The organism is Curtobacterium sp. NPDC089689 (assembly GCF_044749145.1).
Taxonomy (GTDB): Bacteria; Actinomycetota; Actinomycetes; order Actinomycetales; family Microbacteriaceae; genus Curtobacterium.
The window spans coordinates 33,685-54,774 of record NZ_JBIVHJ010000004.1 but is presented as its reverse complement, the minus strand read 5'-3'; the positions used below and the strand labels follow the sequence as shown (position 1 = coordinate 54,774).

The 21,090-nt window shown below is 72.4% G+C and carries 17 protein-coding genes and 1 pseudogene; 11 read left to right on the top strand and 7 right to left on the bottom strand.

Annotated elements, in window-relative coordinates; all coding sequences use genetic code 11:
* Positions 1 to 37: 37 nt before the first annotated feature.
* Both ACIPYW_RS15080 and ACIPYW_RS15075 read left to right on the top strand, forming a co-directional pair.
* Complete coding sequence (locus ACIPYW_RS15080) at positions 38 to 2,203, top strand: MDR family MFS transporter (protein ID WP_400414928.1); 2,166 nt, start codon at positions 38 to 40, stop codon at positions 2,201 to 2,203.
* A complete protein-coding gene (locus ACIPYW_RS15075; protein ID WP_400414924.1) occupies positions 2,175 to 2,813 on the top strand; it encodes a TetR family transcriptional regulator in 639 nt (212 codons plus the stop codon). The genes ACIPYW_RS15080 and ACIPYW_RS15075 overlap by 29 nt, the downstream gene beginning before the upstream one ends.
* A 69-nt stretch (positions 2,814 to 2,882) precedes the next feature.
* Here ACIPYW_RS15075 and ACIPYW_RS15070 read toward each other — a convergent pair whose 3' ends face one another.
* Together ACIPYW_RS15070 and ACIPYW_RS15065 are read right to left on the bottom strand one after the other, a co-directional pair.
* Positions 2,883 to 3,161: a GlsB/YeaQ/YmgE family stress response membrane protein gene (locus ACIPYW_RS15070; protein WP_290133758.1), complete on the bottom strand. Its 279-nt coding sequence runs from the start codon at positions 3,159 to 3,161 to the stop codon at positions 2,883 to 2,885.
* Positions 3,162 to 3,274: 113 nt separating this feature from the next.
* Positions 3,275 to 3,538, bottom strand: coding sequence for a glutaredoxin family protein (locus ACIPYW_RS15065; RefSeq protein ID WP_290133759.1), 264 nt, complete (start codon positions 3,536 to 3,538; stop codon positions 3,275 to 3,277).
* A 180-nt stretch (positions 3,539 to 3,718) separates the two neighbouring features.
* Here ACIPYW_RS15065 and ACIPYW_RS15060 point away from each other — a divergent pair, with 180 nt between their 5' ends.
* The 6 genes from ACIPYW_RS15060 (at position 3,719) to ACIPYW_RS15035 (ending at position 10,242) form a co-directional block, all read left to right on the top strand.
* Positions 3,719 to 5,404 (top strand): adenosylhomocysteinase, encoded by a 1,686-nt coding sequence (locus tag ACIPYW_RS15060; protein ID WP_400414921.1) that lies wholly within the window; start codon positions 3,719 to 3,721, stop codon positions 5,402 to 5,404.
* A complete protein-coding gene (locus ACIPYW_RS15055; protein ID WP_400414920.1) occupies positions 5,401 to 6,849 on the top strand; it encodes an amidohydrolase family protein in 1,449 nt (482 codons plus the stop codon). Before ACIPYW_RS15060 ends, ACIPYW_RS15055 begins: the two co-directional genes overlap by 4 nt.
* A complete protein-coding gene (locus ACIPYW_RS15050; protein ID WP_400414917.1) occupies positions 6,846 to 7,349 on the top strand; it encodes a cupin domain-containing protein in 504 nt (167 codons plus the stop codon). Before ACIPYW_RS15055 ends, ACIPYW_RS15050 begins: the two co-directional genes overlap by 4 nt.
* A 315-nt stretch (positions 7,350 to 7,664) precedes the next feature.
* Positions 7,665 to 8,486, top strand: coding sequence for an ABC transporter substrate-binding protein (locus tag ACIPYW_RS15045; protein WP_400414915.1), 822 nt, complete (start codon positions 7,665 to 7,667; stop codon positions 8,484 to 8,486).
* 5 nt (positions 8,487 to 8,491) lie between these two features.
* Positions 8,492 to 9,370 carry an amino acid ABC transporter permease gene (locus ACIPYW_RS15040; protein ID WP_400414912.1) on the top strand — a complete coding sequence of 293 codons (879 nt, stop codon included), beginning with the start codon at positions 8,492 to 8,494 and terminating at the stop codon, positions 9,368 to 9,370.
* A gap of 155 nt (positions 9,371 to 9,525) precedes the next feature.
* Positions 9,526 to 10,242, top strand: a complete 717-nt coding sequence (locus ACIPYW_RS15035) for an amino acid ABC transporter ATP-binding protein (RefSeq protein ID WP_400415250.1) — start codon at positions 9,526 to 9,528, stop codon at positions 10,240 to 10,242.
* 220 nt (positions 10,243 to 10,462) lie between these two features.
* On the opposite strand, the gene ACIPYW_RS15030 is transcribed toward ACIPYW_RS15035, so the two are convergent.
* Entirely contained in the window at positions 10,463 to 11,428 is a 966-nt protein-coding gene (locus tag ACIPYW_RS15030) for an NAD(P)H-quinone oxidoreductase (protein ID WP_400414910.1), read from the bottom strand.
* Positions 11,429 to 11,513: 85 nt separating this feature from the next.
* Between ACIPYW_RS15030 and ACIPYW_RS15025 the strand changes: the two genes are divergently transcribed.
* Together ACIPYW_RS15025 and ACIPYW_RS15020 are read left to right on the top strand one after the other, a co-directional pair.
* Positions 11,514 to 12,407, top strand: a complete 894-nt coding sequence (locus ACIPYW_RS15025; RefSeq protein ID WP_400414907.1) for a polysaccharide pyruvyl transferase family protein — start codon at positions 11,514 to 11,516, stop codon at positions 12,405 to 12,407.
* A gap of 103 nt (positions 12,408 to 12,510) precedes the next feature.
* Positions 12,511 to 12,987, top strand: a complete 477-nt coding sequence (locus ACIPYW_RS15020) for a hypothetical protein (protein WP_400414905.1) — start codon at positions 12,511 to 12,513, stop codon at positions 12,985 to 12,987.
* 69 nt (positions 12,988 to 13,056) lie between these two features.
* Here the strand turns inward: ACIPYW_RS15020 and ACIPYW_RS15015 are convergent, their stop codons facing one another.
* The 4 genes and pseudogenes from ACIPYW_RS15015 to ACIPYW_RS15000 form a co-directional block, all read right to left on the bottom strand.
* Complete coding sequence (locus tag ACIPYW_RS15015) at positions 13,057 to 13,932, bottom strand: aldo/keto reductase (RefSeq protein ID WP_400414903.1); 876 nt, start codon at positions 13,930 to 13,932, stop codon at positions 13,057 to 13,059.
* A gap of 160 nt (positions 13,933 to 14,092) precedes the next feature.
* Positions 14,093 to 15,340 carry an FAD-dependent oxidoreductase gene (locus tag ACIPYW_RS15010; protein WP_400414901.1) on the bottom strand — a complete coding sequence of 416 codons (1,248 nt, stop codon included), beginning with the start codon at positions 15,338 to 15,340 and terminating at the stop codon, positions 14,093 to 14,095.
* Between the two features lie 76 nt (positions 15,341 to 15,416).
* Positions 15,417 to 15,887: pseudogene (locus ACIPYW_RS15005) on the bottom strand (DUF6264 family protein); the annotation flags it as partial.
* Position 15,888: 1 nt separating this feature from the next.
* Entirely contained in the window at positions 15,889 to 16,761 is an 873-nt protein-coding gene (locus ACIPYW_RS15000; RefSeq protein ID WP_400414900.1) for an HpcH/HpaI aldolase/citrate lyase family protein, read from the bottom strand.
* A gap of 316 nt (positions 16,762 to 17,077) precedes the next feature.
* On the opposite strand from ACIPYW_RS15000, the gene ACIPYW_RS14995 reads away from it, so the two are divergent.
* Positions 17,078 to 20,776: an AAA family ATPase gene (locus ACIPYW_RS14995; RefSeq protein ID WP_400415248.1), complete on the top strand. Its 3,699-nt coding sequence runs from the start codon at positions 17,078 to 17,080 to the stop codon at positions 20,774 to 20,776.
* Positions 20,777 to 21,090: the final 314 nt, after the last annotated feature.

The window sequence follows — 21,090 nt, the reverse complement described above, 5'->3', positions numbered from 1 at the left end:
AGTTGCGCGGTCTGCAAGTTTGAGAGTTGGGAACCAGATGTCCACTGCCACCGCACCGGTCGAGGTGCAGCGCGGGCGATCGTCGGCTCCGGCGGCCACGCCGGCGAAGCCGATCATGTCGCACCGGCAGATCCTCCTCGTCATCTACGGCCTGATGGCCGGCATGTTCCTGTCGTCGCTCGACCAGACGATCGTCGGGACGGCGATCCGCACGATCGGTGACGACCTGCACGGCCTCGACCAGCAGGCCTGGGTCACGACCGCGTACCTCATCGCGTCGACGATCACGACGCCGATCTACGGCAAGCTCTCCGACGTGTTCGGCCGCCGGCCGCTCTACATCTTCGGCATCGCGGTGTTCATCCTCGGGTCGCTGCTCTCGACGCTCTCGACGTCGATGATCATGCTCGCGGCGTTCCGCGCGTTCCAGGGCATCGGTGCGGGTGCGCTGATGTCGCTGCCGCTCGCGATCATGGGTGACATCCTCGCTCCGCGTGAGCGTGCGAAGTACCAGGGCTACTTCCTCGCGGTGTTCGGCATCTCGAGCGTCATCGGACCGCTCATCGGTGGCCTGTTCTCGGGCGCGAACGAGATCCTCTGGATCACCGGCTGGCGCTGGGTCTTCCTCGTGAACGTCCCGATCGGCATCGGCGCGCTCATCATGGTGATCGCGTTCCTGCACCTCCCGAAGTTCGGCGACGCCAAGGCGAAGCCGCGCATCGACTGGTGGGGCGCCACCTCGGTCATCGTGACGCTCGTGCCGCTGCTGCTCGTCGCCGAGCAGGGCCGCACGTGGGGCTGGGGCTCCGCGGCCGCCATCGCCTGCTACGTGATCGGTGCACTCGGGCTCGTGGCGTTCCTGGTGATCGAGTCGCTCATGAAGGACGACGCGATCATCCCGCTCAAGCTCTTCCGCTCCGGTGTCTTCTCGATGGCGACCGGCCTCGGCTTCCTCGTCGGGTTCGCGATGTTCGGCGCGATGCTCACCATCCCGCTGTACCTGCAGATCGTGACCGGCCTCACCCCGACCGAGTCCGGGTTCGCCACGCTCCCGATGATCGGCGGGCTCATGATCGCCTCGATCGCCTCCGGCCAGATCGTCGCGAAGACCGGCCGCTACCGGATCTTCCCCGTCATCGGCACCGCGCTCGTCTCGGTCGGCTACGTCGTGCTGACGTTCATGACGATCGACAAGCCGCTCTGGTTCCTCATGATCGGCATGTTCCTCATCGGGCTCGGCCTCGGCCAGCTCATGCAGAGCATCACCCTGGCGTCGCAGAACTCGGTGCAGCCGCGGGACATGGGTGTCGCGACCTCGTCGGCGACGTTCTTCCGGCAGATCGGTGGCACGCTCGGCACCGCGGTGCTGCTCTCCGTGCTGTTCTCGATCATGCCGACGAACATCCTGCACGCCACGGCGGACCGGTCGAACCTGTCCTCCGCGCTCGACGCAGCCCTGAACCCGACCGTCGCCTCGGCCAAGGCGAACCACGACGTGATGGACCAGATCTGGAACCCGATCGTCGAGCCGGTCCAGGAGAACGTGCAGCAGCAGCTCGACTCCGCATCGACCCAGGCGAAGAGCGCAGCCGACGCCGCGGTCACGAAGCAGGTGACGGCGGCCGTGCAGCAGCAGGTCGCGGCCGGAGCCGTGCCGGCAGCGGCGGCGCAGACCGTGATCGACCAGCAGGTCGCCGCGGCCACGCCTGCCGCCGAGCAGCAGGCCCTCGCCGCGGTCGCGGACAAGGCACACGCCAGCGTCCAGGACGGCACCGTCTCCGTCGACTGGGCGGACGCCTCGCAGCGCTCGTACTGGGTCCACCAGCTCACCCCGAAGCTGTCGAGCACCATCGAGGACCAGGCGTCGTCGAGCGGCTCGAGCAGCAGCTCCGAGACGAGCGACACGTCGTACCTCAACGGTGCGGACCCGGCACTCACCCGTCCGTTCATGACCGGGTTCAACGCCTCGGCCGTGACCGTGTACTGGGTCGGGTTCGCCGTGATCCTGCTCGCGTTCGTGCTGAGCTGGTTCTTCAAGGCGCCGCCGCTCCGGAAGAGCTCGGCGCTCCAGGAACAGGCCGACTCCGCCGGCACCGCTGACGACCTCGAGGTCCAGGCGGTCCGTGCAGCCGACGCCATGGGTTCGCCCACGGCACCGACGACCGGGTCGATCAGTGTCCAGCGCGACCGTACGGACGCCTGACCCGACCGGAGCCGTCCGCACCACCGCGGACGGCTCCGGTCCGGACGCCGGCGCATGCGGCCTGCGCGAGCGGAAGAAGCAGCAGACCCGCGCCGCCATCCACGGTGCCGCGCTCGAGCTCGTGACCGAACACGGGCTGGCAGGGGTCACCGTCGAGGAGATCTGTGCGGCCGCGGGCGTGTCGAGCCGCACGTTCTTCAACTACTTCCCGTCGAAGGGCGACGCCGCACTCGGACTCGGCCCGTCGACGGTCCCGGAGGACGCCCGCGCGGCGTTCCTCGCGGGGACGGGCTCGCTCGTCGCGGACTGCTGCGACCTCGTCGCGCGCACGGTCACCCTGCCGGAGGACCGCCGCCGGATGAAGCAGCTCGTCCAGGCCCGGCCGGAGATGGTCCCGACGATGCTCCAGTGGATGTCGGAGGCCCGCGCCCGGGTCGCCGAGGTCGCCGCCGAACGGGCCGGTGCAGACACTGCGCGGACGGCCGTCACGCTCGTCATGGCCGCGGTGATCGAGGCGACGCACCGGTACGCGGTGTCGTCGCGAGCGGAACTCGCGACGCGGCTCCGTGACGTGGTGGCCGAGATGGGGCGGCTCGCTGCCTCGGATTGACGGCCAGGGAACAGACGGGAGGCACGGTGCGCGTCCGACGCGCACCGTGCCTCCCGTCCGGTTCCCGCGTCAGCGGGTACGCGCTCCGCGCCCGGCGAACCGCGTGTAGATGAACAGCACGATGATGGCGCCGATGATCGACCCGATGATGCCGGCGGGCTGGAAGAACCCGTCGTTCCCGTCGTGGTTGAAGATCAGGTAGCCGAGGAAACCGCCGACGAACGAGCCGACGATCCCGAGGACGATCGTCATCAGGATGCCGATGTTCTGCTTGCCAGGGATGACCAGGCGCGCGATCGCGCCGGCGATGAGTCCGATGATGATCAGGCTGACGATGAGACCGAACACGGTGTGCCTCCTTGTGTGGGGGTCGGCCCACTCGGCGGGTACCGGGTGCGACCAGGACCAGAGACAACTCCCCGCTCGCTCGGCGTCCTCCCAGGGAGCCCCCGCGAGGGCGGTCAGACCAGCCCGGACGCCTCCAACTCACCCCGGAGCTCGGCGTCCGACGGCTCCACGAAGTGCTTGCCGTTCGGCAGCACCACCACGGGGATGTTCTTCCGCCCGCTGATCGCCTCGGCGCGGTCGGCAGCGGTCAGGTCTGCCTCCACGTCCACGTAGTCGTAGTCGATCCCGAGTCCGTCGAGCAGCGCCTTGGAACGCCGGCAGTCGCGGCACCAGTCCGCGCCGAACATGGTCACCTTGTCGAACGTCGCTTCAGCCATGTGGGGTACGACGCTCGACGGCCGCAGTGCATTCCCGCGCACACCGGGACACGCTCCGTCGGACGGGAGCACGATCGGTGCACGGGCCTCCCGTCGACGCGGCCCCGCCACCAGTACCGCCCCCGCACGCGCACTGACACCGGGCACCGGCGCGACACCCGCGCGCCCTACGATGTCCCCATGCCGCAGCGACCCGACCCCGCGCGGGCCGCCTGGGCCTCCGCAGCCGTCCGCCGGTTCGCCGCCGCCACGAACCTCCTCGTCGCCGCGCGCCGCTTCCGCATCGTCGGCGGCGACCCCACCGACGTCGCGGCCCTCGGCGCGGTCCTGACCGGGCTCGGCGCGCGGCCGGCGGGTGAACAGGAACCCGTCGACCAGCTCTGGTGCCTCGGCGATCCCGCCGAGACCACGCTCGCGGTCGAGCGCGAGGCCGACCGTCCCCGCGGCGCCGCCCTCGTCGTGGTCGACGCCGGGAGGCACCTACCCGCGGTGGACGAGGACGCCTTCGGCCCGGTCGCCCCCGTCCGACCGGGCGTCCTCGGCGTGCCCTCGCTGTCGGACGACGTCTTCCTCGTCTCGACCGGCCGCGACCCCGAGACCGACCCGGCCGCCTCGGCCCGCATCCGGTGGGCCCGGCGCTGGATGCCGGTGTCCCGGACGGTGGCGCGCGAGCTCGGGGACGGAGGACTGCTGCGCGGCACCCGCATCGCCGTGGCCATGGTGCTCGAACCGAAGACAGCGGTGCTCACGCTGCTCCTCCGGGACGCCGGCGCCGAGGTCGTCGTGTACGCCCACGCCGACGAGACCGACGACGCCGTGGCCGAGGTCCTCCGCACCGCCGGGCTCCCCGTGTTCGCCCGCGCAGGTGTGTCGCTCGCCGAGCAGAAGACGCTCGCCCTCGCGATGCTCGACACGGCGCCGCACATCGTCCTCGACGACGGCTCACACGTCATCCGCCTGCTCCACCAGGAACGGCCGGACCTGCTCCCCGTGATGCTCGGCGCGGCCGAGGAGACCACGAGCGGACTCCGGCCGCTCCGCACCATGGCCGAGCGCGGCACCCTGGGCATCCCGGTGGTCGCCGTCAACGACGCCCGCACCAAGACGTTCTTCGACAACCGGTACGGCACCGGGCAGTCGACGGTGTCCGCGACGCTCGACCTGGTCGACCGGCTCCCGTCCGGCGCGCACCGGGTCCGCCCGGGAGGCACGGCCGTCGTCGCCGGGTTCGGTCCGGTCGGCGAGGGGGTCGCGATGGTGCTCCGCGCGCTCGGCTTCGCCGTCGTGGTCGCCGAGACCGACCCGGTCCGAGCCCTGCAGGCCGCCTTCGCCGGGCACGTCGTCGCTCCGCTCGCCGACGCCGTCCGGGACGCCGACCTCGTCGTGAGCGCCACCGGGGTCCGCGACACGATCTCGCTCGAGGTCCTCCGGGCGACGGCAGCGGGCGCGGTCGTGTCGGTCGCGGGCGGGGTCGACCAGGAGATCGCCGTCACGGACGCCCTCGGCGCCGGTGCCACCCCCGCGACCGAGGCGCCCGACGTCGAACGGTTCACGTTCCCGGACGGCCACCACGTCGTCGTGCTCGACCGCGGGGGGTGCATCAACGTGACGGCCGCCGAGGGCAACCCCGTCGAGATCATGGACCTGTCCTTCGCCGCACAGCTCGGCGCCGTCCGCATGCTCCTGGAGCGCGGTGACGAGCTCGACCGTTCGGTCGTGCCGATCGACCCCGCGGTGGACGAGGCGACCGCCCGGACGGCGCTCGCCGCGTTCGGGACCCGACCCGCGCCTCCCGGCCGGATGGGTGAGCACCCGGCGGACCGCGAGCCCGACGTCCGGACCCACCGTTTCGGGGACCCGTCGTGAGCGTCGTCGTCCACTCCGCACGGGTCGTCGTCCCGATGACCGCGCCGCCCATCGCCGACGGTGCGGTCGCCGTGCAGGGCGACCGCATCCTGCACGTGGGCGACCGCTCGTGGGTCGTCGACCAGCTCGCCGCGAGCGGCGTGCCGACCACCGAGCGCCGGTGGCGAGGCGCGCTCCTGCCCGGGCTCGTCAACGCGCACACGCACCTGCAGTACACCGGCATGTCCAGTGTCGGGCGCCGGCAGTACGCGGGCTTCGAGGACTGGGCGGCCGCGTTCAACTCGGAGTACGCGGTGCCGCACGACTGGCGGGCCGAGGCCGCAGACGGGGCTCGGGCGTCGCTCCTGGCCGGGGTGACGAGCGTCGCGGACGTCGTCACCGACATCGAGGCGGCGACCGCACTCGAGGACGCCGGGCTCGGCGGCATCGCCTACTGGGAGGTGATGGACTGGGAGAACGCGGCGTGGCAGGAGCACGGCCGCGACCAGGTGCTCGCCGAACTCGCCCGGATCCCCACGGACCCGGGCGCCGGACTGTCGCCGCACGCGCCGTACTCGCTCGACGTCGGGCCGCTGCTCGAGCTCCCCGACATCGTCCGGCAGCGTGGACTCCGCCTGCACCTGCACCTCGGCGAGGCGGCCTTCGAGGGGGAGCGGACCGCGATCGAACCGGTCCCGGGACTCGACGGGGTCGTCGGCGTCGGGCACGGCGCGGACTGGCACCTCGCGAACGTGCCCTCGTTCCGTGCGATGCGGGCCCTCGGGTTCGGTGCCAGCGCGACCTCCTTCGTCGATCGCCTCGGTGTGCTCGGTCCGGACTGCCACGTCGCGCACGGCGTCTACATGACGGCCGCCGACCGGGCGCTGCTCCGGGCCCGAGGCACGGCCGTCGCACTCTGCCCCCGGTCGAACGCCGTGATCGGGCTCGACCCGCCGCCCGTCGCCGACTACCTGCGCGAAGGCAGCCCGATCGCGATCGGCACCGACTCGCTGTCGTCGTCGCCGTCCCTCGACCTGATGGCCGACGTCACCGCGCTGCACCGGATCGCCCGTGCCCAGGGGTACCGCGGGCACGACCTGCACGAGCGGCTGCTCGCCGCGGCGACCCTCGGCGGCGCGCACGCGATGGGGCTGGCCGTCGGACCGGACCGGATCGGGCACCTCGCCGTCGGGGCCCGAGCGGACCTCGCGGTGTTCGACGTCGACGCGCGCACCGTGCCGGACGCGCTCGCCGAGCTCGTGGAGGACGGTGCCGGGCGCGCCGTCGCGACCGTCGTCCGGGGCGTGGTGCGTGCGGTCGACGGCGCACTGGTCGGGCAGGCCGGACCGCAGCCGACCCCGTCGCCCACCCGCCCGTCGTCGTCCCACCCGTCGTCGTCCCACCAGTCGTCGTCCCACCAGTCGTCGTCCCACCCGTCGTCGTCCCACCAGGAGGAACCCGCATGACCGAGACCGCACCCCGACCCGGCATGGCAGCCCGCCGCACCGTCTCCGGCGAGCTCGTCGAGTGGCTCGACGTCCCGAAGCGCGCCGTCGCCCTCGGCATGGAGCCACACCCCGAGGGCGGCTGGTACGTCCGCACGTGGACGTCGCCCGCGACCGTCCAGACCCCGGCGGGGGAACGTCCTGCCGCGACGCTCATCCACTTCCTGCTCCCGCCCGGCGAGGCCTCGGCCTGGCACCGGGTGGCGAACGACGAGATCTGGATGTGGCACGGACCCGACGTGGTCGACCTCCAGCTCGGCGGCGACGGTGACGAACCGGTGCCGGGAGCGACGATCACCCTCGGGCCGGACGCCGGACGTGACCGGGTGAACGACGCGCAGGCCTTCGTCCGCGGCGGTGTCTGGCAGCGCACACTCCCGCAGGACGGCGAGGTGTTGCTGAGCTGCCTCGTGTCACCGAGCTTCTCGTTCGAGGACTTCAGCCTGGCCGAGGAGCGGTAGCAGGACCGAGCCGACAGATCGTGGTGGGGAACAGCATTGCCGGCGGCGGGCACCGGACGCCGTTGTCCGCCACCCGCCGCCGGAGCAACGTGCTGCGGGACCGATCATGCACGAAGAATGCGCCGGAAATGTCGTCGTGATCATTTCGTGAGATTCGGTTGCGGCTTTCCCACCGATTCCCGTTCAGTATTCCTGCAACCGGAATGCATTGTTCGGGACGCTGACCACGACGGTCCGCGTCGCCGTCGGCTCGCGCTGGTGTACCAGTTCCGCGTACGATCGCATCGCCCCCACCCCTCGAGCGAAGGCCCGCCCGTGACCCGTTCCCTCCGCCTCACCCTCGCCGTCGCGACGGCCGCCGTCGCCGCCCTGGCCCTGACCGCGTGCTCGGCCGGGAGCAGCAACGCCGCCGGGACCGTCACGGACGGCAAGCTCACGATCGCGACGGGCCAGCCCGCCTACTCGCCGTGGGTCGAGGACAACAAGCCGGCGTCCGGCAAGGGCTTCGAGGCCGCTGTGGCGTACGCCGTCGCGGAGGAGATGGGCTACGCGAAGTCCGACGTCGTCTGGAAGCGCAGCACCTTCGACAGCGCGATCGCTCCGGGCCCGAAGGACTGGGACCTCAACATCCAGCAGTTCTCGATCGACGCCAAGCGCAAGAAGGCCGTCGACATGTCCACCGCGTACTACACGACGACCCAGGCCGTCGTGACGACGAAGTCCTCCAAGGCCGCGGGCGACGCCACGATCAGCGCGCTCAAGCAGGACGCGATCGGCGTCGCCACCGGATCCACGAGCATCCAGCGCGTGAAGGACGTCCTCGGCGTCACGCCGCAGGTGTTCAACTCGAACGACGACGCGGTCCTCGCGCTGAAGTCCGGCCAGATCGACGCCATCGTCACCGACCTGCCGACCGCGTTCTACATGGCCGGCGCGCAGCTCGACGGCAAGGGCACCGTGTCGGCACAGTTCCCCGACGACGGCGCCGGGGACCAGTTCGGTTTCGTGCTGCCCAAGGGTTCCGAGCTCACGAGCAAGGTCGACAAGGCGCTCGCCGCGCTGCAGGACGACGGCACGCTGCAGGACCTGCAGACGAAGTGGCTCTCCTCGGAGACCGGCACGCCCGTCCTGAAGTAGCGCGCGTGTCCGTCCCCGCAGGCACCGGCACCCCGGTCGCCGCACCCGCGCCGAGCCAGGTGGAGCTGGAGCGTCGGCTCTACCGTCGGCAGCGCGGACGCCGGTCGATCGCGGTGTCGGTGGTGTCGACGCTCGTGGTCGTCGCCGTCGTGTACTTCGGCGTCGTGAACACCCCCGGGTGGGCCGCCGTCCAGCAGTCGTTCTTCGACCCGCAGACCGCCGTCGACTCGTTCCCCGCGATCCTCGCCGGCCTGTGGTTGAACGTCCGGATCCTGTTCTTCAGTGCCATCGGCGTCGCCGTGTTCGGCACGCTCCTCGCCGTCGTCCGGGGCCTCCGCAGCCCGGTGTTCTTCCCGCTGCGGATGCTCGCGACCGGGTACACCGACCTGTTCCGTGGCCTGCCGCTCATCATCGTGCTCTACCTCGTCGGCTACGGGATCCCCGGCCTCGGCGTCTTCCCCCGACTCCCCGCCGAGTTCTGGGGCACGATCGCCATCGTCCTGACGTACTCGTCGTACATCGCCGAGGTCCTCCGCGCCGGCATGGAGGCAGTGCACCCGTCGCAGCGCCTCGCCGCCCGGTCGCTCGGCCTGTCGCACGCGAAGACCCTGCGGCTCGTCGTGCTGCCGCAGGCGATCCGCAAGGTCACCCCGGCGCTCATGAACGACTTCGTTTCGATGCAGAAGGACGTCGGCCTGGTCTCGATCCTCGGCGCCGTCGACGCGGTGCGTTCGGCCCAGATCGCGCAGGCGGAGAGCTACAACTTCACGCCGTACTTCGTCGCCGGTCTGCTGTTCGTGGTGATCAGCCTGCCGTTGATCCGCGTCACCGACGCGATCGCCAGGCGGCAGCAGCAGCGCGAGCAGATCGGGGGCACGGTGTGAACGCGACCAACGAGGCGGACGCGGGTCGTGCCTCCCGTCCGGTCGACGGTCAGGGCCCACGCCGCCGGTTCCGAGCTGACTCGCCAGCGGCAGATCGGCCGAGCCGGCGGGGAGAGGCACGGCGCGAGCCGCCGACGTCGGCCCCCGTCCTCGAGCTGCGCGGCCTCCGCAAGGCGTTCGGCGAGCACGAGGTGCTGCGCGGCATCGACCTCACCGTGCACCGCCACGAGGTCATCTGCGTCATCGGCGCGTCCGGCTCCGGGAAGTCGACGCTGCTCAAGACCGTGAACCTGCTCGAGGGCATCGACGACGGTGAGGTCCTGCTCCAGGGCACCGACATCGCGGACCCCCGGATCGACGTCGACGCCACCCGTGCGCGGATCGGCGTCGTGTTCCAGCAGTTCAACCTGTTCCCGCACATGAGCGTGCTCGAAAACGTGACACTCGCCTCGCGGCAGGTGCACGGCATCGGCAAGGCGACGGCGGAGGAGACGGCGCGGCGGCTGCTCGATCGGATCGGCCTGGCGGACTTCGCCAGTGCCTACCCGGACCGGCTGTCCGGCGGGCAGCAGCAGCGCGTCGCCATCGTGCGGGCCATCGCGTCCGACCCCGAACTGCTCCTGCTCGACGAGGTCACGAGCGCCCTCGACCCGATGCTCGTGGGCGAGGTGCTCGACCTCGTCACCGAGCTGAAGCGGCAGGGCTCGACGATCCTGATGACCACGCACGAGATGTCCTTCGCGCGGAAGGTCGCGGACCGGATCGTGTTCCTGCACCGCGGCGAGGTCGTCGAGCAGGGAGCCCCGGCCGACGTGCTCGACCACCCGGAGCACCCGGCGCTCGTCGAGTTCCTGGCCCGCGTCCACGCCTGACGCGCGCCGCGCCGCGGCTCGCGGCTCGCGGCGTGGTGCGGCGTCGACGGTCCGCGCACAACCGAAGCCGTCTCGAACCACGGGAATCCACGGTTCGAGACGACTTTGGTTGTGCGGCGCGGCCGGCGGGGCGGCGCGGCCGGCGGGGCGGCGCGGCCGGCGGGGCGGCACGGCCGGCGGCGCGGCCAGCGGCCGGCCGCGCCGCTCGCGCGACCGCGCGCTACGGCGTCAGCAGGACCTTCCCGACGAGCTCGCCGTCGGCCATCCGTCGGTGCGCCTCACCGGCCTCGGCGAGTGGCAGCACCGAGTCCACCACCGGGCGGACGCTCCCGTCCTCGACGAACGGCCAGACGTGCTCGCGGACTGCGGCGACGATCGCGGCCTTCTCGTCGAGCGGTCTGGCGCGCAGCGTCGTGGCGCTGATCGTGGCGCGCTTCACCATCATCGCGCCGAGGTCGAGTTCGCCCCTGGGGCCGCTCGTCGTCGAGATCACCGCGATGTGTCCGTTCGGGGCGAGCACCCGGAGGTTCTTCGCCAGGTAGTCCGCCCCGACCACGTCGAGCACGACGTCCACGCCGCGGCCGTCGGTGAAGTCGAGGACGGCCGCGACGAAGTCCTCGGACTGGTGGTCGATCGCGAGGTCCGCGCCGAGCTCCCGGGACGCCCGCACCTTCCGGTCACCCCCGCTCGTCGCGATCACCGTCGCACCGAGGGCCTTCGCCCAGACGACGGCGTGCGAGCCCATGCCGCCGGTGCCCCCGTGCACGAGGAGGGTCTGCCCCGGCCGGAGTCCGGCGAGCATCCCCACGTTCGAGTACACCGTGCAGGCGGCCTCGGGGAGCGCGGCAGCGGACACGAGGTCGAGCGCGTCCGGCACCGGCAGCAGCTGCGTCGCCGGGACGGCCACGAGCGACGCGTACCCGCCGCCGGCGAGCAGGGCGCACACGCGGTCGCCGACCGACCACCCGGTGACGTCGGGGCCGAGCGACCGGACGGTGCCCGAGACCTCGAGCCCGAGCACGGGGGAGGCCCCGGGTGGCGGCGGGTAGTTCCCCGCGACCTGCTGCCGGTCGGCGTTGTTCACACCGGCCGCCGCGACCTCGACGAGCACCTCGCCCGGACCGGGCTCGGGGTCCGGGAGGTCGCGCAGGGTCAGGGTGCCGTCGTCGTGGCTGATCGCTCGCATGTCCTCGACGGTACGCGGGCCGTCTCCGCTGTGCCGAACTCTTGTCATGTGATATTTTCATTCCACAGATCGAGAGGAGGGCACCGTGCCCCGACCCGTTCACGCGTTCTGGTGGTCACCCCGCCGCGATCCGCGAGTCTTCGCGCACGAGGTACGCGACCACGGCGACGCGTGGGTCCGTCTCGGCCTCGCGCGAGGACGGGCGCTCACGAACCACGGCGACGAACTCTCGGCCCTGGTCCTCCGTGAGGTGCTCGGCCGCCCTGTGCGGTGGGCGCCCCTCGGTCGCGAGGACGTCGTCGCCATCGGCAGCGCGATGGTGCCGTACCTCAGCAGGAACGGACGAGGCATGATCTGGGGCACGGGCCTGCACACACCGGACGTCGACGTCGAAGCTGCCAGCACGTTCCGTGACCGCGTCCTCGCGATCCGCGGTCCGCTCGCCCGCAGCGCGCTCGGGCTGGACGCATCGACGCCGATGGGGGACCCAGGTCTCATCGCGCGGATCCTGCGACCGGGACGACCGCAGGACCGACGATCCGGAACGGTCCTGATCACGCACTTCACCTCGCACGCTCGCCGAACGGACCGGTCGGCGATCAGTGCGCTCCGGTCGACAGGGGTCCGGGTCCTCCCCCCGACCCTCACTCCCGACGAGATGCTCCGCGAGATCGGCGCCGCCGAGCACGTCCTGAGCGCGGGGATGCACGGTGTGATCCTCTCGCACGCGCTCCGGACGCCGGCGACGCTCGTGTCGCTCGGCGCCGCGGCCGCAGGGTCTCCGTCGTTCAAGTACCACGACTACCACCGATCGGTCGGGCTCGAAGCTCGGTTGACCCGTTGGTCGTCGTTGATGACGCCCGCCGGCCTCCGCGCGGCGCGCGAAGTCGGGAACGAGGACGTCCACCGTGCCGACGGCGCGATCGACGCGCTCGTCACCGGACTGCTCGCCGCTGCTGCACCGCTGCGGTCCGTCTGAGCCGGAGCGGTTCGCGACGCGGCACCGCACATCGTGGGATCGGTACGCTCGGACGCGGCCGCACCCACGGGGGCGTGCGGCGATCGAAGGGGGACGCACCACCATGCGCAAGCAGTACCTGACCATCACCACGGCGGTCCTCGCCGCCACGCTCCTCGCCGGCTGCTCGGGCGGCGGCGACTCGGGCGGCGGCGACGCCGGATCGGGTGCGGAGTCGTCCAGCGCGGCGAGCACGAAGCCGACCCAGGCGGCGCCCGCGCAGACGAAGCAGGAGGCCTGCACCCTCGTCGAGAACGAGCTGCAGTCGTACATCGCGTCCCAGTCGTCGGCCGCGGCCGGGGCGACCAGCGCCGAGGACCGAGCAAAGGTCGTGGAGGGGCTCACCTCGCGCCTCGACGCCGTCGTGCCGAAGGTGACCAACGACGAGGTCAAGCAGGACTTCGAAGCCTTCAGCTCGGCCGCGAAGGACTACGTGAAGACGGTCCAGGACTCGGGGTCGCAGACCTCGTCCGAGGCCGTCGCCGCGCAGGAGAAGGTGCAGGCCACGCTGAAGGACCTGTCGGCGGACTGCCCGTCCTGAGCGGACGACCGCACACGCGATGCGCCCGCGCTCCCGGTGAGGAGCGCGGGCGCATCGCGTCGGAGGGTGTCAGGCGGCGGCCTGCGACGCGTCGAGCCGCGCCACCTCCTCGGGGCGCAGCTTCACCGACACGGCCGTGACCGAGTCGAGGATCGACTGCGGCCGGGACGCCCCGGGGATCGGGACGACGACGTCGCTCTTCGCCAGCTCCCATGCCAGCGCCACGACCTGCGGCGTCACCCCGCGGTCACGGGCGACGTACGCGAAGTCCTCGTACGCGGTGCCGAGGTCGGCCGCGTTCGTGATGCCGCCGAGCGGGCTCCACGGCAGGAACGCGATGCCGAGCTCGTCGCAGAGCTCGAGTTCCGGCTCGCTCGATCGGAACCGCGGCGAGTACTGGTTCTGCACCGAGGCCAGCCGCCCGTCGAGGACCTCGTTCGCCGTGCGGATCTGCTCCGGGTCGGCGTTCGAGATGCCCGCCATCCGGATCACACCCTCGTCGAGCAGTTCCGCGAGGGCCCCGATCGACTCGGCGTAGGGCACCGCGGGGTCCGGCCGGTGGAACTGGTAGAGCCCGATCGCCTCGACACCGAGCCGCTTCGCGGACGCCTTCGCCGCCTCCTTGAGGTACTCCGGGTGCCCGTTCTGCGCCCACGGGCCGGGCTCCGGACGGAGGTGGCCGCCCTTCGTCGCGATGAGGACCTCGTCGGTGGCGCCGGAGAACTCCCGGACGGCCTTGGCGATGAGTGACTCGTTGTGCCCGACCTCGTCGTGGGCGGCGAGGTGGTACGCGTCGGCGGTGTCGATGAGGGTGACCCCGGCCTCGAGTGCGGCGTGGATGGTGGCGACCGAGCGCCGTTCGTCCGGTCGGCCCTCGATGGACATCGGCATGCCGCCGAGACCGATCGCGCTGACGGACACGTCTCCGATGACTCGTTGCTTCATCGGCCCAGCATGCTCCGCGCGGCCCGCGTCGCGCCCAGCGCGACCAGGACCGGACGGGAGGCGCGGGGCGGCCCCGCCACGGGCCTCCCGTCCGGTCCCACGCCCTCCACGGCACGCGTGCCTGCCGGCCGCGCGCCCGTCCGGCACCGCCGCGCCTCGGCTACCGCCGCGCCCACGCCGGTGCGTGCTCCGGCAGCGGCCCGAACGCCACCCCGCGTGCGTAGAGCCCGCGCACCGGCGGGACGTACCGGGCGAGGAGCACGGGCAGCAGCGGCGGCCCGTCCCCGAGCCGTCCCGCGAACGCCCGCTCGAACACGACCCGGTGCAGCACCGACTGCGCCGCCTGCACGACCACCGCGGACGGTGCCCGACGACGCTGCACCCGTGCGAGGTCCCGGTCCAGACCTGCCCCGGAGCGGCCCACCCGGAGCGCCGGAGCGAGCACGGTCGCCGCGGCCACGGCGTCCTGCACGGCGAGGTTGATGCCGACCCCGCCCGCCGGGGACATCGCGTGCGCGGCGTCGCCGATGCAGAGCAGCCCCGACCGCCACCAGCGCCGCAGCCGGTCCATCCGGACGTCGAGCACGTGCACCTCGTCCATCGAGCCGATCGCCCCGACCCGGTCCGCGAAGTCCGGCCGCAGACGCGCGACCCGGGCACGGAACGCCTCGACGCCCTCGGCGCGGAGCCGCGCGTCCGACCCCTTCGGCGCGAAGTACGCGACCTGGTGGTAGTCCGGGCGGGGGAACGAGAGCAGGACGTCCCGCTCGGAGAACGCCGGCACGAGGGCGCTCGCCGTGTCGCCGTCGCGCCGCGGGAGCCGGAACCACCACGTGTCGAACGGCACGGACGACGACACCGGTCGGAACCCGGCGGCGTCGCGGACCGTCGAGCCGCGGCCGTCGCACGCCACCACCACGTCCGCCCGCAGCTCGGTGCGCTCGCCGGCGCCGCTGCGGGGAGCGAGGTGCACGCCCGTGACGACCCCGTTCTCCACGATCACCCCGGTCGCGGCCGTCCCCATCGTGATGGTGGAGGACGGCTCTGCGCGGGCAGCGGTGACGAGCATGTCGAGGAGGTCCCACTGCGGCACCATCGCGACGTGGTCGTACGGCGGCGCGAGCCGCGAGAAGTCGCCGAGCAGCAGCCGGGAGCCGTCGGGCATCGGCAGCGAGAAGTCGTCGAGACGCGACTGCGGCAGGGACCGGAACGCCTCGCCGAGACCCAGCTCGTCGAGGAGCCGGATCGTCGAGGCGTGCACGGTGTCGCCGCGGAAGTCGCGGTTGAAGTCGTCGTGCCGCTCGACGACCTCGACGGCGATGCCCGCCCGAGCCAGCAGCAACCCGAGGACGACGCCGGCCGGGCCGCCTCCCACCACCGCCACCGTGGTCCGCCGTGTGGTCACCATGCAGCGGACGGTACGCCCGTCCCGCGGACGACCGCCGGGAGGCCCGGAGCGGCTCCGGCGTGCCGGGTCCGGTCCGTCAGGCAGTCCCGACCGACGACGACGCCGTGCCGTGGTCGGCGGCCTGCGCGAACACGACGCCGCCCCACGTGATGCACGCCACCGCGAGGACGAAGCCCACGGCCGCGATCCACCAGGAGGTCCGGCGGCGCAGCCATGCCCCGATCGCCACGACGACGGTCACGACGCCGATGACGAACGCCCCGCCGACCGCGATCGCGGTGCCGCCGAGGTACCCGCCGGGGGAGCAGCCCGTGGCGGCGTCGCAGGTCGCGGTCGCCGAGATCAGCGCGACGACGCCGACGACCGCCGTGACGACGGTCATCACCGCGCCGAACGCGAGGAGCAGGATCGTCGTCACCCGGTCCGCGACCCGTCCGGCCGGGAACAGCGTCGTGCCGCCGCGCTCCCACGCCGCGGCACGCTGCTCGTCGCCGGAGGAGGGGGTGGGCTGCCCGCCGGGCACGTTCGACCAGGTCATGGCACCAGTCCTACCGTGCCTCCACGCCGAACGCCTGGGCGAGCTTCTGGATCTTCTGCGCCCGGCCGAGGCGCGGCAGGTCCGAGCCGTCGCGGATGACGCGGCCGCGGGCCTCGAAGTCGTCGAGGAAGTCCTGCGCCCACGCGACGTCGGTCGGCGTCGGCGAGATCACCTCGTTGATGACGGGCAGCTGCTCGGTGTCGAGGCAGAGCTTGCCGGTGAGCCCGAGCGACACCGCGATCTGCGACTGCTCGCGGAGGATGGCGTGCGCCGAACCCACCGTGGGGCCGTCGATCGGCCCCGGGAGCCCGCCGACGCGCGACGCCACGACGAGCCGCGACCGCGGGTACGCCATCGCGAGCGTGTCGGCGCTCGTCCCGGTGTCCCGTCGGTAGTCGCCGGACCCGAACGCCAGGCGGAACGCGCCCTGCGCCCGGGCGATCGACGTCGCCTCCTCGATGCCGAGCGCCGACTCGACGAGCGCGACCACCGGGATCTGGCCGCCGAGCCGGTGCCACGTGTCGGTGACCTGCGCGGGCGACTCCGTCTTCGCGAGCATGACGCCCTGCAGCCCGGGGAGCCCGCGGAGTTCCTCGACGTCGTCGGCCCAGAAGTCGGTGGTGACGTCGTTGATCCGGACCCAGGCCTCGCCGCCCCCGGCCAGCCAGGCGGCCACGGTCGAGCGGGCGGCGGGCTTGGCGGCGGGGTCGACGGCGTCCTCGATGTCGAGGATGATCTGGTCGGCGCGGGATCGCTGCGCCCGGTCGAAGCGGTCGGCGTGGTTGCCGGAGACGAGGAGCCACGACCGCGAGATGTCCGGCGCCACCGCCCGTCGACGGGACGGGGTCGGGGTGGGCGGAGCGGTTCGGTCGTCGATGGCCATGTCCACGTTGGTACCACACCGTGACCTCCAGGCCGCGTGTCACGGGCGACGAATCCGGAAACCTCCGGTTCATTGCAGGAGCACGGGTCCGGTTCCGCCTACAGTGTCCGATGTGTGGCGAGCGGACAGGGTGACCGACGGTGAGGACGACGTGAACGACGACGTCCCCGTCGAGGGTGCCGACGCGCGCCCCCGGAACGGACAGCAGGAACAGGACGAGACGACGGGCGCGACCGGGTCGCAGGCCCCGGTCGGACAGCGACCGTCGAGCGCGCCCGACCGTGGTCCGGACGCGACCGACGAGACGGACCGAACCCTGCGGCCGGAGCTGCAGCTGACGAGTCCGCAGGCGATCAGCCTGGGCGACCCGCGCCTCCAGGCCGGCAACGCGGCGGAGCCCGCGTGGGACGCGTGGCGGAAGCAGCTCACCGGTGTCGGTGGCACGAGCCCGCTGACCCGCTTCTCCGACCACCCGCGTGCCCGCATCGAGCTCTCGACGACGCACCCCGGCGGCCTCGCACAGTTCATCACCGGCAAGACGACGCTGCTGTCGAGCCTCATCCGCGACGAGGTCGCGCTCCGTGCGGCCCGCATCGCCGCGGCGCACGTCGAGGCGAAGGGCACCGAACTCGCGACGGTGCGCGGCATCGACGCGGTCAAGCTCGGCATCGGGATGGCCGATTGGAAGCACGGCGACGACCACTTCCGCGGGCCGGTGCTGCTGCGTCCGCTCGCGATCCGACGCCACGGCCGCGACTTCGAGGTGCGCCTGCTCGGCGAGCCGGTGCTCAACCCGGGGCTCGCCGACGCCCTGCACGAGCAGTACGGCGTCATCCTCGACGCGCAGTCGTTCGTCGCGCTCGCGCAGCAGGACGGATCCTTCACCCCGAACCCGGTCATCGACCGGCTCCGCGGGCTCACCGCGCACATCCCCGGCTTCGCGGTGCACGCACGCCTCGTCGTGTCGACGTTCGCCGAGGTCGCGACCGGCATGGTCGAGGACACCGGCGACCTCTCGCACCCCGTGCTCGACGCCCTCGCCGGCAACCCGAGCGCGAAGTGGCAGGTCGAGCAGTCCTACCGGCCCGTCGAGCAGACGCCGTCCGACGAGCGCAGCCCGGAGACCGACACGCTGCTCCTCGACGCGGACGACGAGCAGGAGAACGTGATCGCGCAGATCACGGCCGGCAACTCGATCGTGGTGAAGACCCTCCCGGGGACCGGCGGCACGCAGACGATCGTCAACGCCCTCGGCGGTCTCGTCGCGGCGAACAAGCGCGTCCTCGTGGTGAGCCCCCGGCGTGCGACCCTCCGTGGCATCGCCGCCCGCTTCGGCGAGGTGCACCTGCCCGGGGTCGCGGTCACGCCGTCGACGCTCCGCCGCGACGTCGTGCGCGCGATCGCCCGCAACGAGAAGGCGAAGCGCCCGAACCTCCGCGAGGTCGACGACGCGCTCGTCCGGCTCCGGAAGGTGCTCATCGACTACCGCGGTGCACTGACGCGCGTGGACCCGTCGTTCGGCGTCTCCGTGCTCGACTGCCTCGTCGAGCTCTCCCGGCTCTCGCTGCTGCCCGTCCCGCCGTCGACGACCGCACGGCTCTCGCAGTCGTCGGTCGCGTCCATGGTCGAGGGACGCTCCCGGGTCGCCGAGACCATGGTCAGCGCGGCCAACCTCGGCGAGTTCCGCTACGGCCCCGACGACTCGCCCTGGTACGGCGCGAAGTTCTCCTCGAGCGACGGGGCGCAGCGGGCGCACAAGACCGCGAAGGACCTCGACGCCGACGGGCTGCCCACGCTGCTCCGCCGCGCGCACGACCTCGTCGCGACCACCCACATGCGGCAGTTCACGACGATCAACGAGCTCGGGATCTACCTCCGCCTGCTCACCGAGATCCGTGACACGCTCGACCGCTTCCTGCCCGTCGTCTTCGACCGTTCGGTGTCCGAGCTCGTGGCCGCGACCGCCCCTCGCGGCGAGGGCGCACCGATGTCGTCGACGAACCGCCGTCGACTGAAGAAGCTCGCCCGCGAGTACGTCCGCCCCGGCGTGCACGTGTCCGACCTGCACGAGGCACTCACCCGCGTGCAGCAGCAGCGTGTGCTCTGGCAGCGGTACGTCGCCGCCGGCGTGAACCCCGAGGTGCCCACGGGCATCGCGGACGTCCAGGTGCTGTTCTCGAACGTCGTCGAGGACCTCGCGCGCCTCGACGAGCCGCTCGGTCGCACCGCACGCGAGGACCAGCTCGCGAACCTGCCCGTCGACCAGCTCGTCCCGACGATCGCCCGGCTCGCCGAGGACTCCGACGTCCTGCACAACCTGCAGGAGCGCACGGAGCTCATGCAGACCCTGCGCGACCTGCAGCTCGAGCCGCTCATCACCGACCTCGCGAACCGGCACGTCCCGGACACGCAGGTCCCCGCGGAGCTCGAACTCGCGTGGTGGCAGTCCGCCCTCGAGTCGATGCTCGAGTCCGACCGGGCGCTCCTCGGGGCGAACACCGACATGCTCGACCGGGTCGAGGCCGACTTCCGGCTCGTCGACGACGCGCACGCGGCCGGGGTGTCCCAGGGCCTCGCGTGGCAGCTCGCCGAGAACTGGAAGGTCGGGCTCGTCGACTGGCCGGACGAGGCCACGGCGCTGAAGACGCAGCTCAAGGAGGGCGCGATCACCTCGCGTCTGCTGCAGGACTCCGCACCGCACCTGTCCCGGTCGATCGCGCCAGTGTGGCTCGCGAGCCCGTACGAGGTGTCCGAGATCGCGGACACGATGCCGTTCGACACGGTGATCCTCGTCGACGCCGGTGCCGTCACGATCGCGGAGACCGTCGGTGCCGTCCGCCGTGCCCGCCAGACCGTCGTCTTCGGCGACCCGGTGACGCAGACGCCGTCACCGTACCGCATCGCCGTCGACCCCGACCACCGGGCGCTGCAGGTCGACGAGCAGACGCTCGACGCCTTCCACGCCGACTCCGCGCTCGCGAAGCTCTCGACGCTCCTCCCGACGCTCTCGCTCACCCGCTCGTACCGGGCCGGCGGCGAGGACCTCGCGGAACTCGTCAACCGACGCTTCTACGGCGGCCGGATCGAGTCGCTGCCGTGGGCCGGGTCGTTCCTCGGCCACGGGTCGATCGCACTCGACTACGTCAGCGCCGGCAAGGCCGTGCCGGACCCCGACTCCGGAGCGGTCGAGAGCGTCGACGCCGAGGTGGACCGTGTCGTGCGGCTCGTCATGGAGCACGCCCGCACCCGTCCGACCGAGTCGCTCATGGTCATCACGGCCTCCGCCAAGCACGCGGTCCGCGTCGAGCAGGCCGTGCTCACCGCGGCGCAGGGGCACAAGGACCTCACCGAGTTCGTCATCGGCGACCGTGCCGAGCCGTTCATCGTCGCCACGCTCGAGCAGTCGGTGGCCCAGAGCCGCGACCGCGTCATCTTCTCGATCGGCTACGGGAGGACGCCGCACGGCCGGGTCCTCCGCGACTTCGGTCCGCTCGGCAAGCCCGGCGGGGAGCGCCTGCTCGCGGTCGCGATGACCCGTGCCCGCCGCTCGATGGTCATCGTCACGTGCTTCCAGCCGTCCGACATCGAGGCCGAGCGGATGGGCCACGGCACCGTCGCGCTCGCGGAGATCCTCGCCGAGGTCCGCGCCCGCACGAGCGCCGAGTACGTGCCGGACGACTCCGACCCGCTGCTCGTCGACCTCGCCCGCCGACTCGAGATGCGCGGCATCCCGGTCGCGCTCGGACACCGCGGCAAGCTCGGGCTCGTCGCGGCGCACGGCGGGGTCTGCGTCACGATCGAGACCGACGCGTCGCTCGTGAAGGGGTCCCTGCGCGAGTCGCTGCGGCTCCGGCCCGAGGTGCTCCGTCGGCTCGGGTGGCACTACGTGCGCGTGCACGCGTTCCAGCTGTTCTCCGACCCGGACCGGGTGGCGAACACGGTCGCCTCGGTGCTCGGCGTCGACCGCGGCGCGACCCAGGAGATCTCCATCCCACCGATCCCGGCCCGCCGATGAACACGTCGGATCTCCATCCCAGCGTGCTCACGGCGGGCCCCGCCCGCCGATGAGCCCGTCCCGGCGCGCGTCCCGCGCAGCCGGTCCGGTGACGCCGGGGACGGACCAACTGGTGGGCTCGTGGACGCGAGCCGACGACGCGTCCGCAGCCGTGCCTCCCGTCCGGTCCGTAGACGACGTCGCATCCGTCGACGACGCTCTGTCCGAGCAGCCGGGAGGCGCGCCTCGCCGCCGCAGGCGCGTCACCACCCAGCCGGTCCCGGGCTACGAGCCGGCCGCCCCGCCGGAGCCGGCGCGGCACCGCGACGGCGAGA